The sequence below is a fragment of the Xanthomonas rydalmerensis genome (assembly GCF_033170385.1).
GTDB classification, from domain to species: domain Bacteria; phylum Pseudomonadota; class Gammaproteobacteria; order Xanthomonadales; family Xanthomonadaceae; genus Xanthomonas_A; species Xanthomonas_A rydalmerensis.
On sequence record NZ_CP126170.1, the window covers coordinates 4,673,572 to 4,688,897 of the forward strand.

13 protein-coding genes are annotated in these 15,326 nt (G+C 70.8%); 9 read left to right on the top strand and 4 right to left on the bottom strand.

All coding sequences use genetic code 11. The features are described from left to right. Positions 1 to 218: 218 nt before the first annotated feature. The 6 genes from QN245_RS19935 to QN245_RS19960 are packed head-to-tail and all read left to right on the top strand — an operon-like array spanning position 219 to position 6,122. Entirely contained in the window at positions 219 to 3,050 is a 2,832-nt protein-coding gene (locus tag QN245_RS19935; RefSeq protein ID WP_317844013.1) for a monovalent cation/H+ antiporter subunit A, read from the top strand. Then, complete coding sequence (locus QN245_RS19940) at positions 3,050 to 3,409, top strand: Na+/H+ antiporter subunit C (protein WP_184449660.1); 360 nt, start codon at positions 3,050 to 3,052, stop codon at positions 3,407 to 3,409. The genes QN245_RS19935 and QN245_RS19940 overlap by 1 nt, the downstream gene beginning before the upstream one ends. Beyond that, entirely contained in the window at positions 3,406 to 4,968 is a 1,563-nt protein-coding gene (locus QN245_RS19945) for a monovalent cation/H+ antiporter subunit D (RefSeq protein WP_184644996.1), read from the top strand. Before QN245_RS19940 ends, QN245_RS19945 begins: the two co-directional genes overlap by 4 nt. A gap of 1 nt (position 4,969) precedes the next feature. Continuing rightward, entirely contained in the window at positions 4,970 to 5,473 is a 504-nt protein-coding gene (locus QN245_RS19950; protein WP_160966393.1) for a Na+/H+ antiporter subunit E, read from the top strand. After that, a complete protein-coding gene (locus tag QN245_RS19955; protein WP_017908201.1) occupies positions 5,470 to 5,754 on the top strand; it encodes a K+/H+ antiporter subunit F in 285 nt (94 codons plus the stop codon). Before QN245_RS19950 ends, QN245_RS19955 begins: the two co-directional genes overlap by 4 nt. Beyond that, on the top strand, positions 5,751 to 6,122 hold the full coding sequence (locus tag QN245_RS19960; RefSeq protein WP_184644998.1) for a Na+/H+ antiporter subunit G: 372 nt from the start codon (positions 5,751 to 5,753) through the stop codon (positions 6,120 to 6,122). The genes QN245_RS19955 and QN245_RS19960 overlap by 4 nt, the downstream gene beginning before the upstream one ends. 135 nt (positions 6,123 to 6,257) lie before the next feature. Here the strand turns inward: QN245_RS19960 and QN245_RS19965 are convergent, their stop codons facing one another. Then, entirely contained in the window at positions 6,258 to 7,208 is a 951-nt protein-coding gene (locus QN245_RS19965; protein ID WP_160966387.1) for a calcium/sodium antiporter, read from the bottom strand. Positions 7,209 to 7,422: 214 nt separating this feature from the next. On the opposite strand from QN245_RS19965, the gene QN245_RS19970 reads away from it, so the two are divergent. The 3 genes from QN245_RS19970 to fhuE all read left to right on the top strand — a co-directional run bounded on the left by QN245_RS19970 (position 7,423) and on the right by fhuE (position 11,642). Next, positions 7,423 to 8,517: a catalase family peroxidase gene (locus QN245_RS19970; protein WP_317844014.1), complete on the top strand. Its 1,095-nt coding sequence runs from the start codon at positions 7,423 to 7,425 to the stop codon at positions 8,515 to 8,517. Next, positions 8,514 to 9,083, top strand: coding sequence for a cytochrome b (locus tag QN245_RS19975; RefSeq protein WP_317844015.1), 570 nt, complete (start codon positions 8,514 to 8,516; stop codon positions 9,081 to 9,083). Before QN245_RS19970 ends, QN245_RS19975 begins: the two co-directional genes overlap by 4 nt. A 393-nt stretch (positions 9,084 to 9,476) precedes the next feature. Continuing rightward, positions 9,477 to 11,642 (top strand): ferric-rhodotorulic acid/ferric-coprogen receptor FhuE, encoded by a 2,166-nt coding sequence (gene fhuE, locus QN245_RS19980; RefSeq protein WP_317844016.1) that lies wholly within the window; start codon positions 9,477 to 9,479, stop codon positions 11,640 to 11,642. A gap of 10 nt (positions 11,643 to 11,652) precedes the next feature. Here the strand turns inward: fhuE and QN245_RS19985 are convergent, their stop codons facing one another. From QN245_RS19985 to QN245_RS19995, 3 genes are all read right to left on the bottom strand, one after another. Beyond that, a complete protein-coding gene (locus QN245_RS19985; protein ID WP_317844017.1) occupies positions 11,653 to 13,344 on the bottom strand; it encodes a sensor domain-containing diguanylate cyclase in 1,692 nt (563 codons plus the stop codon). Positions 13,345 to 13,448: 104 nt separating this feature from the next. Further along, entirely contained in the window at positions 13,449 to 14,051 is a 603-nt protein-coding gene (locus QN245_RS19990; protein ID WP_160966361.1) for a response regulator, read from the bottom strand. 52 nt (positions 14,052 to 14,103) lie between these two features. After that, entirely contained in the window at positions 14,104 to 15,303 is a 1,200-nt protein-coding gene (locus QN245_RS19995; protein WP_317844018.1) for a sensor histidine kinase, read from the bottom strand. Between the last annotated feature and the right edge of the window lie 23 nt (positions 15,304 to 15,326).

Here is a 15,326-nt window from a genome sequence, read left to right on the forward strand (position 1 = left end):
GAACATGCCCACCCACGGCAACGCTCGTGCCACACGCATGGCGCACGCCCTGCACAGTCGGCAGTCGACAGCCCCATGCAACGCGTACTCGCAGGCACATCACCTGCCTGCGGCTATGCTGTGCGCATGACCGTGCACGCCTTTCGTTTCCGCGCCGGCCAACGCCGTGACGCGCCTGTTACACTCGGGCTCCTGCTCGCGAATCTCGTATTCCCTGCATGATCCCAGCCCTCGACCTCCTGCTGGCCTTGCCGTTTCTGATGGCAGTGGCCGTGGTTGCCCTGCGCCACCGCTCGCGTGCCACCCTGGCCTGGGCCGCGGCGCTGGCGCCGTTGGCGGGCTTGGCAATACTGGGCGCGCTGACGCCGACCGTGCTCGAGGGCGGCATCGTCCGCGCCGACCACGCCTGGCTGCCGCAGATCGGCCTGCAGTTCTCGTTGCGCCTGGACGGCCTGGCCTGGATGTTCGCCGGTCTGGTGCTGGCGATCGGCGCGCTGGTGGTGATGTACGCGCACTACTACCTGAGCGCGCGCGAGAACGCGGCGCGCTTCTACGCCTATCTGCTGCTGTTCATGGGCGCGATGCTGGGCATGGTGATCGCCGGCAATCTGTTGCTGCTGATGGTGTTCTGGGAACTGACCAGCATCAGTTCGTTCCTGCTGATCGGTTTCTGGTCGCACCGCCAGGACGCGCGCGACGGCGCGCGCATGGCCCTGGTGATCACCGGCGGCGGCGGCCTGGCGCTGCTCGGCGGCGTGCTGCTGCTGGGGCGCATCGTCGGCAGCTACCAGCTCGACGCGGTGCTCGCCGCCGGCGACGTGATCCGCGCCAGCCCGCTGTATCCGTGGGCGCTGGGGCTGGTTTTGCTCGGCATCTTCACCAAGAGCGCGCAGTTCCCGTTCCATTTCTGGCTGCCGCATGCGATGGCCGCGCCCACCCCGGTGTCGGCCTACCTGCACTCGGCGACGATGGTGAAGGCCGGCGTGTTCCTGCTGGCGCGGCTGCATCCGGCGCTGGCCGGCAGCGACCTGTTCTTCTACACGGTCAGCGGCATCGGCGCGGTCACCCTGCTCACCGGCGCCTGGTTCGCGATCTTCCAGCACGACCTCAAGGGCCTGCTGGCGTATTCCACGATCTCGCACCTGGGCCTGATCACCATGCTGTTCGGGCTGTCCACGCCGATGGCGGTGGTGGCCGGCGTGTTCCACATCCTCAACCACGCGGTGTTCAAGGCCTCGTTGTTCATGGCCGCCGGCATCATCGACCACGAGACCCACACCCGCGACATGCGCCGGCTCGGCAACCTGCGCCGCTGGATGCCGATCACCAGCGCGCTGGCGATCACCGCCTCGCTGTCGATGGCCGGCATCCCGCTGCTCAACGGCTTCCTGTCCAAGGAGATGTTCTTCGCCGAGGCGCTGGGCGCCGACGGCCCGGCGGCGATGCGCCTGTTCACCGCGACCTCGGCACTGCTGGCCGGCGTGTTCGGCGTGGCCTACAGCCTGCGCTTCGTCTACGAGACGTTCTTCGGCAAGGGTCCGCGCGATCTTGAGACGATGCCGCACGAGCCGCCGCGCTGGATGAAGATCCCGGTGGAGATCCTGGTGCTGGTGTGCGTGGCGGTCGGCATCGTGCCGGCGCTGACCGTGGCGCCGGTGCTGCGCAGCGCCGCCGGCGCGATCCTCGGCAATGCACTGCCCGATTACAGCCTGGCCGTCTGGCACGGCTGGAACGCGCCGCTGGCGATGAGCATCGCCGGCGTGGTCGGCGGCGTGGCGCTGTATTTCGGCCTGCGCCGGTTGACCGCGCTGTACACCGAGGTGCGCCACTCGCTGGGCAAGCGCGTGTTCCACTGGCACGTGCAGACCCTGTTCGGCGTGGCCGCGCGCTTCACCCGCGTGCTCGCCAACGGCAGCCTGCAACGCAGCCTGCGCTGGCTGGTGCTGGCCGCGGTGGTGGTGGTGGCCGCGCCGCTGTTGAACGCGCCACCGTTGTGGCAGCAGTGGCCGGCGCCGCAGGGCATGCCGCTGCTGGGCTGGGGCCTGTGGCTGCTGATCCTCAGTTGCGCGCTGTCCACGCTGTTCCTGTACCACCAGCGCCTGCTGGCGGTGCTGGTGCTGGGCGGCAGCGGGCTGGGCGTGAGCCTGGTGTTCGTGTTCCTGTCGGCACCGGACCTGGCGCTGACCCAGTTGCTGGTGGAGATGGTGACCCTGGTGCTGATGCTGCTGGGCATGAACTACCTGCCCAAGGCCTCGCCGCCGGAACCGCGGCGCTGGCGCCGCTGGCGCGATGCGGCCTTGGCGATCGTCGCCGGCGGCGGCATGGCGCTGCTGGCGTACTCGGTGATGACCCGGCCGGCAACGACCATGGCCGGCGAGCTGCTGCAGCGCGCGCTGCCGGAAGCCTACGGCCGCAACGTGGTCAACGTGATCCTGGTGGACTTCCGCGGCTTCGATACCTTCGGCGAGATCACCGTGTTCGGCATCGCCGCGCTGGTGGTGCACGCGCTGCTGCGGCGCGCGCGGATGGCGCCGGAGAAGGTGATGCCCGGGCCGCCGATCAAGCTGCCGGTGCCGGCCGACCTGGCGCAGCTGATGTTCCCGCTGACCCTGACGGTGTCGATCTTCCTGTTCCTGCGCGGCCACAACGCGCCCGGCGGCGGCTTCATCGCCGGGCTGGTGCTGGCGGTGCCGCTGCTGATGCAGTACGTGATCCAGGGCGCGGCCTCGGTGGAGTCGCGCTTCGGCTTCGACTACATCCGCTGCATCGGCCTGGGCCTGCTGCTGGCCACGCTGGGCGGCATGGCCTCGATGCTGTTCGGGGTGCCGTTCCTGACCAGCGGCCATCTCGACCTGGCGCTGCCGCTGATCGGCAGCGTGCCGTTGGCCAGTGCGCTGATCTTCGATACCGGCGTGTATCTGGTGGTGTTCGGCGGGACCATGCTGTCGCTGTCGATGATGGGCACCATCAAGCCCTCGCGCACCCGCGACTCGCAGCGCGGGCAGATCGACCCGGCGCAGCGTTCGCCCATCACCGGAGAGATGCACTGATGGAACTGGCACTGGCGAGCGCGATCGGGGTGCTGACCGCGGTGGGCGTGTACCTGCTGCTGCGGGCGCGCAGCTTCGACGTGATCCTGGGCATGACCGTGCTGTCCTACGCCACCAACCTGCTGATCTTCGCCGGCGGCCGGCTGGTGCAGGGCAAGGCGCCGGTGCTGCGCGACGGCGTCGCCCCGACCCTGGCCGAGCACGCCGATCCGCTGCCGCAGGCGCTGGTACTGACCGCGATCGTGATCGCCTTCGCGATGACCGCGGTGAGCATCGTGCTGGCGATGCGCAGCCGCGGCGACAACCACAGCGACCACGTCGATGCGCACCAGGATCCGACCGAGGGCCAGGCGCCATGACCCATCTGCTGATCCTGCCGATCCTGATCCCGTTGCTCGGCGCGGCGCTGTCGCTGTTCGTGGAGCACCGCCGCTATGGCCGCAAGGTGCGCCGCGTGGTGGCCTGGACCGCGATGACGGCGCTGGCCGCGACGGTGCTGGCGCTGTGCGTGCAGGTAAGCGACGGCCAGGTCCACGCCTATCTGCTCGGCGACTGGCCCTCGCGGCTGGGCATCGTGCTGATGGCCGACCGCCTGTCGGCGTGGATGCTGGCGACCACCACCCTGCTCGCCGGCGCCTGCCTGCTGCACGCCTGCGCCGGCTGGGACCGGCGCGCGCCGCATTTCCACGCGCTGTTCCAATTCCAGCTGGTCGGCCTCAACGGCGCGTTCCTGACCGGCGACGTGTTCAACCTGTTCGTGTTCTTCGAGGTGATGCTGATCGCCTCCTACGGCCTGCTGCTCAGCGGCGGGCGCGGCCTGCGCCTGCGCGTTGGTTTCCACTACGTGGTGTTCAACGTCACCTCCTCCACCGTGTTCCTGATCGCGCTGGGCCTGCTGTACGCGCTACTCGGCTCGCTGAACATGGCCGAGCTGTCGCAGCGCGTGGCGCAGGCGCCGCCGCAGAACGTGGCGCTGATCAAGGCCGCGTTCGGCCTGTTGCTGCTGGTGTTCTGCGCCAAGGCCGCGCTGCTGCCGCTGTACCTGTGGCTGCCGGAAACCTATGCACGCGCGCCGGCGGCGGTGGCGGCGCTGTTCGTGATCATGACCAAGGTCGGCCTGTACGCGGTGCTGCGGGTGAGCACGCTGATCCTCGGCAACCAGGCGCAGGCGCTGGACGGCTATGGCCGCGACTGGCTGCTGTGGCTGGGCCTGGCGACGCTGCTGCTGGCCGCGCTGGGCGTGCTGGCGGCGGTGCGCCTGCGGGTGCTGATCGGCTACCTGGTGATCGTGTCGGCGGCAACGCTGTTCGTGGCCTTCGCCCTGGATGCGCCCGGCACGCTCGGCGCCGGCTTGTACTACCTGGCGCACAGCAGCTTCGTCGCCGCGGCGCTGTTCCTGATCGCCGACCTGATCCGGCGCCGCCGCGGCGGCGCCAGCGACCGCAAGGAGATCATCGCGCCGCTGCCCGGCAAGACCGTGCCCGGCGTGCTGTTCCTGATCGCGGCGATCTCGGTGGCCGGGCTGCCGCCGCTGTCCGGCTTCCTGGCCAAGGTGGCGATCCTCAGCGCGACGCCGGGCGGGCTGACCGGGCCGGTGTGGGCCGCGGTGCTGCTCAGCAGCCTGATGGTGATCATGGGCCTGACCCGCGGCGGCGTGCGCCTGTTCTGGCGCGTGCCCGGCGACCAGGAGACGGCCGAGGACGATACCGTGGAGCTGCCGCGCCCGGCCCCGCGCAAGGCGCCGGCGCGGCCGCTGGAAACCGCCGCCACCGTGCTGCTGCTCGGCTACGGCGTGGCGATGACCGTGGCCGCCGGGCCGCTGCTGCGCTACGGCGAGGCCGCCGCCGCGCAACTGCTGCGCCCGGCCGACTACACCACCCAGCTGCGCGGCACCGCGCCGATCCTGCGGGAGCCCTGACATGTCCGCCCGTCCCTGGTCGCGCCGCCTGTTCCCGTCCTGGCCGTTGAGCCTGACCGTCACCGCGTTCTGGCTGCTGATGAGCGACAGCTTCAGTCTCGGCCAGCTGCTGCTGGGCGCGATGCTGGGCGTGGCGGTGCCGCTGTTCGCCGCGCGCCTGGACCGCGAGTTCGCGCGCATCGGCTCGCTGCGCTCGGTGCCCAAGATGCTGTGCGTGGCCGCCTGGGACATCGTGCGCTCCAACGTGGTGGTGGCGCTGCAGGTGCTCGGCCCGGAGAAACGGATCCACCCCGGTTTCATCTGGGTGCCGCTCGACATCGCCAACATCCACGGCATCGCCGCGCTGACCAGCATGATCACCCTGACTCCGGGTACGGTGTCGGCGGCGCTGTCGGACGACCGCAAGTACCTGCTGGTGCACGTGCTGCACCTGGACGATGCCGAGACCGTGATCCGGCAGATCAAGACGCGCTACGAGGCGCCGTTGATGGAGATCTTCCCATGACCAGCCACATGTTCATCGAGACCACGATCGTCGTATGCATGCACGTGGTGGCGCTGGCGATGCTGCTGGCGCTGTGGCGGCTGCTGCGCGGGCCGACCGTGCCCGACCGCATCCTGGCGCTGGACACGCTGTCGGTGACCGCCATCGCCGAGCTGATGCTGTTCGGCATGTACCTGGATTCGCCGGTCTACTTCGAGGCGGCGCTGATCATCGCCATGCTCGGCTTCGGCAGCACCGTGGTGCTGAGCAAGTTCGTGCTGCGCCGGGACATCGTCGAATGATCGCCGCACTGCAGGTCGGGCTGTCGCTGCTGCTGATCGTCGGCTGCTTCTTCATCCTGGTCGGCGCGCTGGGGCTGGTGAAGCTGTCGGACTTCTTCAAGCGCCTGCACGCGCCGACCAAGGCCAGCACCCTGGGCGTGGGCTGCGTGCTGCTGGCCTCGGTCGGCTACCACCTGTTCCTGGGCCAGGACCCGCAGCCGCGCGAACTGTTGATCACCGCGTTCCTGTTCATCACCGCGCCGATCAGCGCGCACATGATGGCCAAGGCGGCGCTGTCGTTGATGCTGGAACAGCGCCCGCAGGTGCCGGGCAGCGACCACGCCGATCAGGAAGGGCTGCCGCCGCCGGAGCAGCCGGAGGAGCGCTGAGCGCGCAGGTCTGCGTAGGAGCGGCTTTAGCCGCGACAGGCTTTACCGGGAACGCCCGTCGCGGCTAAAGCCGCTCCTCCGACTGAAGCCAGCCGCTTTTTCCAATCCCCACTCCCGAATCCCCACTCTCGGCACTCAAGCCACCAACGCCAACTCCAGGCCCACCCAGGCCAGGAACGCCACCAGTAGCACCGCACCTTCGCCGCGGCTCAAGCGCATGTCGCCGCGCAGCATCGGGTACAGCACCACGGCCAGCGCGATCGCCGCCGGCAGCTCCAGCCGCACGAAGGAGGCCGGCAACGGCAGCGGCCGCAGCGCCGCCATGCCGCCGATCACCACCAGCAGGTTGAACAGGCTCGAACCCAGCACGTGGCCGACCACCATGTCGCCCTGGCCACGGCGTGCCGCGGCCACCGCGGCGGCCGCTTCCGGCAGCGCGGTGCCGATCGCCACCGGCAGCAGGCCGACCAGCAGCGGCGACAGGCCCCAGGCCGCACCCAGCTGCGGCGCATGCGTCACCACCAGGTTGGCGCCGGCGTTCAACAGCACGATGGCGATCAGCAAGCGCAGCAGGTTGAGCACCAGTCCGGTGCGGGTCACTGCGTAGCCGGACACGCCGAGCTGGCGCGCGGCCGGCTCGTGGCGCGCGCGCAGCAGCAGGAACGCGACCACGCCGACGAAGGCCAGCAGCAGCGCCACGCCTTCCACGCGCGAGATCGCCCCATCCAGGCCGAAGCCGATCAGCGCCAGCGTCGCCAGGGTCAGCAATACCAGCAGCGGTGGCAGCAGGCGGGTACGCAGCAGCAGCGGCGCCGCCAGCGCGGCCAGGCCCAGGGTCAGGCCGAGATTGGCCAGGTTGCTGCCGACCGCGTTGCCCAGCGCCAGATCCTGCGCGCCGGCCGCGTAGGCGCGCACATTGACCGCCAGTTCCGGCAGCGAAGTGCCGAAGGCCACCAGCAGCAACCCGGCCACGAACGGCGAGGCGCCGCAGCGCTGGGCCAGGCCGGAGGCCGCTTTCACGATCGAGTCCCCGCCCAGCGCCAGGAACGCCAGCCCCACCAGCACCCACCCGATCGCACCGGCCATCGCCGACTCCTGCCCGCAAGATGCGGCGATTCTATGCGCAGCGTCGATGATGCCGCCGTGGTCGTGCCACCCCGCCGCTCATGGCACGCTACGGCGGCCGACCGCGCGCAGCCGCCCGCCACGACTGCACCGCGTTCATGCCCGACCGTGTCTGCTAGCGCCTGCCACGCACCCGACCGCGTCCCTCCCTCGCCATCGCCACAGGAGCCGCCCCATGTCCCGTCCCGATCCCACACCACCGCGGCGGCCCTGGCTGGCGCTGGCGGGCATCGCCGCGATCGCCGCCGTGCTCGCCGCCGCCTTCGCCTGGAGCGCCGGCTGGCTGGGCGGTCCGCAACGGCTGACCGCGCAACGCATGACCGACGCCATCGAAGCCGGCGGCCCGCCGCATCCGGGCTTCCGCCGCGCGCACAGCAAGGGCGTGTGCGTCAGCGGCCATTTCGAGGGCAACGGCCAGGGCAGCGCGCTGTCCTCGGCGCGGGTGTTCGCGCAATCGTCGGTGCCGGTGCTGGGCCGCCTGTCGATCGGCGGCGGCGACCCGCACGGCGCAGACGGTGCGGCGCGCGTGCGCAGCATGGCCCTGCAGTTGCGCAGCGACGACGGCCAGGAATGGCGCACGGCGATGAACAGCTTCCCGTTCTTCGTGGTCGCCAGTCCCGAGGGTTTCATGGCGCAGACCCTGGCCGCACAACCCGACCCGGCCACCGGCAAGCCGGACCCGGCGAAGATGGCGGCGTTCGTGCAGCGCTACCCGGAGGCGAAGAAGTTCCAGGAATGGGCCAAGACCGCGCCGTGGTCGAACAGCTGGGCCAACACCCAGTACAACGGCGTCAACGCGTTCCGCTTCACCGCCGCCGACGGCAGCACGCATGCGGTGCGCTGGTCGATGCGCCCGCAGACCCCGTTCGCGCCGTTGTCGGCCGAGCAACGCGCCAAGGCCGACGCCGACTTCCTCAGCGAGGACCTGCAGGCGCGGCTGGCACGCGGGCCGCTGCGCTGGGACCTGGTGCTGACCGTGGCCGCGCCCGGCGACCCGGTCGACGACCCGTCGCAGCCGTGGCCGCAGGACCGCCAGCAGGTGGTCGCCGGCACCCTGGTGCTGGACCATGCCGAGCCGCAGGCCACCGGGCCGTGCCGCGACCTCAACTACGATCCGCTGATCCTGCCGCGCGGCATCGCCGGCTCGGACGATCCGATCCTGGCCGCGCGCTCGGCGGTGTACTCGCAGTCCTTCAACCGCCGCGAGCGCGAGATCGCCCACGGCCAGGCCCCCGATGCCACCGGCGCGCCGCACGGAGGTGCGCAATGAACCGCGACGACCGCTCCGCGCATTTCAACCTGCCCGCGCGGGTGCTGCACTGGCTGATGGCGGCGATGATCCTGACCATGCTGTTCGTCGGCGTGGGCATGGTCGCCTCGGTGTCGCAGCGGCCCTGGCTGCTGGACCTGCATCGCCCACTGGGCATCGCCATCCTGCTGCTGGCGCTGGTGCGCCTGGGCAACCGCCTGCGGCACCGGCCGCCGCCGCTGCCGTCCGACCTGCCGCGCTGGCAGCAGGCCGCCGCGCATGCCTCGCACTGGCTGCTGTACGCGCTGATGCTGGCGATGCCGCTGCTGGGCTGGTCGATGCTCTCGGCCGGCGGCTACCCGATCGTGCTGTGGCCGGGCATGCAGTTGCCGCCGATCACCCCGCACAGCCCGGCGCTGTACGCCTGGCTGCGTAGCGCGCACGGCTGGCTGGCCTACCTGCTGTTCGCGACGGTGCTGGCGCACCTGTGCGCGGCGCTGTTCCATGCCTGGGTGCGCCGCGACGGCGTGTTTTCGAGCATGGCGCGCGGCCCGGCGACGCCAGTCGCGCCGCACGACCAGACGTAGTCCCCCGGACACGCAGGCGGGGCCGCGCGAGCGCCGCCTGCCGCGCACGCAGGCACCGCCGCCGCGCCGCACTGGCCCCGCTCGCGCGCAGCGGCCGCCGCGGGGTCGCCCTGCAGGGCCGCGCCAGGCATTTGTGTCGGCAACGACATGGTCCCGGCGTCGGGCCGCCGTTACACTTGCCGGCGGACGGGCACGCTCGTCCGCCCCCAGTTCTTCCCGCGCGCCGGTCGCCCCCATGGGAATCCGGCGCCGCGACCGCGCCAGCCAGCGCCGATGGTCCGCAGCCGCCACGCCGGCCTGCGGGCGCCCGCGCCAAGCCAGCTCACCATCCGATCGTCGTCCGGCGCTGCGTCCGCGCCGGCGATGGCCATGCCTGCTGCCTTGGAGTCCACGATGTCCCGTGTTGCCCCCGCCTGCCGTTTCCCGCACCGTTCGGCCCTTGCCGTCGCCTGCCTGCTGGCCGCCGTGCCGACGTTCGCCGCGACACCGAACGCGGCCGCTGCAGACGGCGCCGAGGACACCGAACGCGACGTCACCACCCTGGACAAGATCAGCGTCAAGGGCGAGCGCGCCGAGGGCTACAGCGTGCGCAAGACCAGTGCCGGTACGCGCTTCGAACTGGCGCCGCGGGAGATCCCGCAGTCGGTGAGCATCATCAGCCACCAGCGCATCGAGGATCAGGGCCTGGACGACATCATCGACGTGCTGGAGAACACCACCGGCGTGTCCAGCACGCGCTCGGACAGCGAGCGCTTCGAGTTCTACGCGCGCGGCTTCTACATCGACAACTACCAGTTCGACGGCATCCCGACCACGATGGTGCAGAACTGGAGCTACGGCGATTCGGCGCTGGACCTTGCGCTGTACGACCGCGTGGAAGTGGTGCGCGGCGCCACCGGCCTGCTCACCGGTGCCGGCAACCCCTCGGCCTCGGTCAACCTGATCCGCAAGCACGCCGACAGCGCCGAACTGACCGGCAGCGTCACCGTCAGCGCCGGCAGTTGGGGCCGCACGCGCTCCACGGTCGACGTGACCACGCCGCTCAACGCCAGCGGCACGGTGCGCGCACGGGTGATCGGCAGCTACCTGGATACCGATTCGTACGTGCAGCGCTACAGCCAGCGCAAGTCGCTGGGCTATGCGGTGATCGATGCCGACCTGACCCCGGACACGCAGCTGAGCGTGGGCTACGACTACCAGAACAAGCAGTCCGACGGCGTCACCTGGGGCGGCTTCCCGCTGTGGTACGCCGACGGCAGCCGCACCGACTATCCGCGCTGGTTCAACCCGGCCGCGGACTGGACGTTCTGGGACACCACCAGCAAGCGCGCCTTCGCCACCCTGCAGCACGCCTTCGGCAACGGCTGGCAGCTCAAGCTCAACGCCACCCACGACCAGACCGACGTCACCGACAAGCTGTTCTACCCGTACTACACGATCTACGGTTTCGACCGGCAGACCGGCGCCGGCGTGGTGCCGTATTCGGGCGACTACATCATCGGGCGCAAGGTCGACGGCCTGGATGCCTACGCCGAAGGCCCGTTCCAACTGGGCGGGCGCGAACACGAACTGATGGCCGGGCTCAGCTACAACCGCCGCCGCTACGTGAACACCGGCGCGTTCGACTTCCCCGGGCCGCTGCCCAGCTACCTGGGCTGGACCGGTGCGTATCCGGAACCGGCCTGGTCGCCGATCAGCGAGTTCAGCCGCGGCACCGTCACCCAGAAGGCCGGCTATGCGGCGGCGCGATTGTCGCTGGCCGATCCGCTGAAGCTGATCGTGGGCGCGCGCTACACCGACTGGAAGGTGGACGGCGCCGAGAGCGGGGTGGGCTATGTGCTGCACCAGGAGAAGACCACGCCCTATGCCGGCCTGGTGTACACGCTCGACGACGTCTGGTCGGTCTACGCTAGTTACACCGACATCTTCCAGCCGCAGACCGCGCGCACCGCCACCGGTGCCTACCTGGACCCGGTGATCGGCAAGAGCTACGAGGCCGGGATCAAGGGCGCCTGGTTCGACGACCGCCTCAACGCCGCGCTGTCGGTGTTCCGCATTGACCAGGACAACGTCGCCCAGGCCACTGCCGGATTCGTGCAAGGCACCACCGAGACCGCCTACGTCGCCGCGCAGGGCACGGTCAGCCGCGGTTTCGAACTCGAGCTCAACGGTGAGCTGGCGCCGGGCTGGAACGCGACCTTCGGCGCCTCGCGCTACGTCGCCAAGGACGTTGCCGGCGCGGACATCAACAGCCAGCTGCCGCAGACCACGCTCAAGCTCTACAGCAGCTACACGCCACGCAGCCTGAGCGAACTGACCTTCGGCGGCGGCGTCAATTGGCAGAACCGCATCTACTACGTCGACCCCACCTATGGCCGCTTCGAGCAGAGCGGCTACGCGCTGGTCAGCGCCTTTGCGCGTTACCGCCTGTCGCCGGCGTTCTCGGTGCAGCTCAACCTCAACAACCTGCTCGACAAGCGCTACTACGCGCAGATCTACGGCTACGGCGCCTGGGGCGAACCGCGCAGCGGCGCGCTGAGCTTCAGTTGGTCGTTCTGAGCCAGCGCGGTCAGGCCTCGACGACGCACAGCGGCACATCGCCGGCGGCGGCGACGCGGTTGCGGCCGCTGCGCTTGCCGCGGTACAGCGCCGCATCCGCGCAGCGCAGCAGTTCCTCGGTGCTGCCGCCATGGTCCGGATAGGCGGCCACGCCGATCGACACGGTCACCGGCGGCAGCGCCTGGCCCTGGTGCTGCACCTGCAGCGCCGCCACCGCGGCGCGGATCTGCTCGGCGCGACGCTGCGCGGCGGCGGCGCTGGCGCCGGGCAGGATCACCGTGAACTCTTCGCCACCGTAGCGGCAGGCGATGTCCTCCGGCCGCACCAGCCCGGTCAGCAACTGGCCGAACGCGGCCAGCAAGGCGTCGCCGCCGGCATGGCCGAGGCGGTCGTTGAGCGCCTTGAAGTGGTCCAGGTCCAGCATCATCAGCGCCAGCGGCTGGTCGCGCCGCTCGCAGCGGGCCAGCTCGCGCACCAGCGATTCTTCCAGATAGCGGCGGTTGTACAGCCCGGTCAACGGATCGCGGATCGACTGCATCTGCAGGCGCTGGCGCAGTTGCAAGTTGTGCAGCGCCATCGCCAGTTGCTCCGCCACCACCTCCACCAGGTGCAGCCGTTCGAGCAAGCCCGGATCGCGGCTGGACAGGTGGATCAGCCCCAGCGGCTCGCCCTGCACCATCATCGGCACGCAGGTGCCATGCCGCGTGGCGCCGGCGGCGTGCGCGCAGGCCGGCGCTGCGCCCGGCCGCTGGATCTGGGTGGCGCGGCGGCGCAGGCCTTCGCAGCCGCTCAGCGTCAGCGCCGGTGCGCACACCGCATCCTCGCCCCAGTGGGCCACGCAGACGGCCTGCTCGCCCGTCGCGTCGGTGCAGTACACGCTGCAGCCGGCGTCGCCGAGCAGGCGTTCCAGCGCCTGCCGTGCGACCTCCACCGCCTCGTCCTGCTGCACGCAGCTCTGCAGCCCACGGCTGCACCGATTGAGTGTGCGCAGATCCTGTTCGGTGCGCTGCATCTGCTGCACGGTGCCCACCAGTAGCGCATTGGCATGGTGGCCGCGCTGCTCGGCCTGGCTGCGGCGGCCGATCTCGCGGCGCAGCAGCAGGTACAGGCCCAGGGTCAGCGCGCACACCGCCGGGATGCCGACCACCGCCAGCCGGCGCAGCAGGTCGGCGTTGGCGGCGGTGGAGCGGGCGCTGCTGGCCAGCGCCGCGCGTTCGCTGCGCACCATGCTGTCGGTGTTGCGACGGATCGCCTGCGACAGCGCGCGGCCGTGCCGCGCGCGTTCGGGGTCGGGTTTGAGCAGGCCCGCGTCCTTGCCCTGGAAGCGGGCCACGGCGCGCGCGCTGTCGCGCATGCGCGCCTGGATCTGGGCCCGGACCTCCTGCAGCCGCTGCTGCTGGGCCGGCTTGCCCTGCAGCAGCGTGGCCAGCTGCTGCAGCCGCGGCGGCAGCGCGCGCTGGCACTGCTGGAAGTCGACCAGGTGTTCGCGGGTTTCCAGCAGCAGGAAGCCCCGCAGCGAGGCATCGCAGTCGGCGAGGTTGAGCTGCAGGCCATTGATCTCGGCGATGACATGGTGGCTGCGCTGCACCGCGGCGGCATCGTCGAGGAAGCGCTCGCTGCCCACCAGCACCCCGCCACTGATGCCCAACAGCAGCAGCAAGGCCAGCGGCACGCCATAGCGGTTGATCGTGGTGGAAGGCATGGCGTCGGCCAGTGGGAAGGAGGGAAGGCCGCGCGCACCCCGCACGGCGCTGCGCAGTCAAGCGCAGGGAGCCATGCAAATTCCGGGCCGAACCGAGTGTGGCGTCACAGCCAGCCCTTCTGCCGGGCCAGCCGCGCCGCCTCGATGCGGTTGCCGACCCCGAGCTTGCCGATCGCCTCGGACAGGTAATTGCGCACCGTGCCCGCCGACAGTCCCAGCTGCGTGGCGATATCGCCGGCCGAGGCGCCCTCGCCGGCCAGGCGCAGCACCTGGCGCTCGCGGTCGTTGAGCGGGTCGGCCTCGGACCAGGCTTCCAGCGCCAGTTCCGGATCGATCGCGCGGCCGCCGCGGTGCACCTGGCGGATCGCCTCGATCAGCCGCTGCGGCGGCGCATCCTTGAGCAGATAGCCGCCGACCCCTGCGTCCAGCGCGCGGCGCAGGAAGCCGGGGCGGGCGAAGGTGGTGACGATGATGACGCGCACCGGCAGTTGCTGGCGCTGGATCCGCTGGGCCAGTTCCAGGCCGCTGAGGCCGGGCATCTCGATGTCGGTGACCAGCAGATCCGGCGCATGCGCCTGCAGCGCGCGCCAGGCGGCCTCGCCATCGGCCGCACTGGCGACCAGATCCAGATCCGCTTCCAGGCCCAGCAGTGCGCCCAGCGCACCGCGCACCATCGCCTGGTCCTCCGCCAGCACTAAACGAATCACGGCACCCCCCGGTCCTTGTCGGCCCATTGTAGTGCCCGGCCCGGGCCGGCGCTCAGCCGAGCGCAGCGTCCTGGTCCGCCGGGGCCTGCGTCCGCGGCGCCAGTGTGGCCTCCGGCACGGCCACCTCGGCCCGCGGCAACGGCGCGGCGGCGACCAGACAGGTGCCCAGGCCGCGCTCGGAGGCGATGCGCAGGCTGCCACCCACCGCCTCCAGCCGCTCGCGCATGCTGCTCAGCCCGGTGCCCGGCTGCAGCGCGCCGCCGCGGCCGTCGTCGCGCAGTTCCAGCAAGGCCTGGCCACGCTCGCACCACAGCCGCAGCTGCGCGTTGCGGGCAGAGGCATGCCGCTGGATATTGGTGGCGGCCTCGCGCAGCACCAGCGCGAACACCGTCTCCAGCTGAGGGCACGGCGGCAACGCCTCGACCTGGTAGCGGAAGGTCACCCCCGACGATTCCAGCAGCAGCTTGGCCGAGGCGATCTCCGCCGCCAGCTGCGCCGCACGGATGCCACTGACCGCGCGTCGCACCTGGCCCAGCGCCTCGCGTGCGACCTGGCCCACCTCCTCCATCTCGCGCTGCGCTGCGGCGGCGTCGTGGGCGAGCAGGCGCGTGGCCAGGTCCGATTTCAGCGCCACCAGCGACAGGGTGTGGCCGAGCAGGTCGTGCAGGTCGCGGCCGATGCGCTCGCGCTCGGCCACCGCCGCCAGGCGCCGCACTTCCTCGTGGCTCAGGCGCAGTCGCGCCTCGCCGCGCGCACGCCGCTCGAAGCTGATGTTCATCAGCCCCACCGACAGGCCCACCACCACCGCGCTGACCATGTACAGCGGCGACCAGCCACGCAGCGTCCACGCCAGCGCGAACACCGCCAGTACCAGCAGCATCACCACCACCGCACGCACCGGCTCCAGGCAGAACGCCAGGAACGCACAGGCATAGATGATGTAGCACTGCGCACCAGGGTTGTACGGCAATAGCACCAATGCCAGCGCCGTCATGCCCGCCACGCACCAGGGCAGGTAGCGCCGGTGGCGGTAATAGGCCACGTAGTACAAGGCGAGGAACACCGCATAGCTGGCCAGGGTCGGCACGACCCAGTTGCGGAAGTAGTGCGGTTCGTACAACGGGGTGACGAACAGCCAGATCGACCACACCAGCGACAGCCACACGAACCAGTGGGTGCTGGACTTGGCCGAGCTCCAGCCGATGCGGCGGGCGATCAACGAGTCGGGCGAGGCGTGCAGCAAGGCGATCACGTCGGGCTCCCAGGGCGGCACGG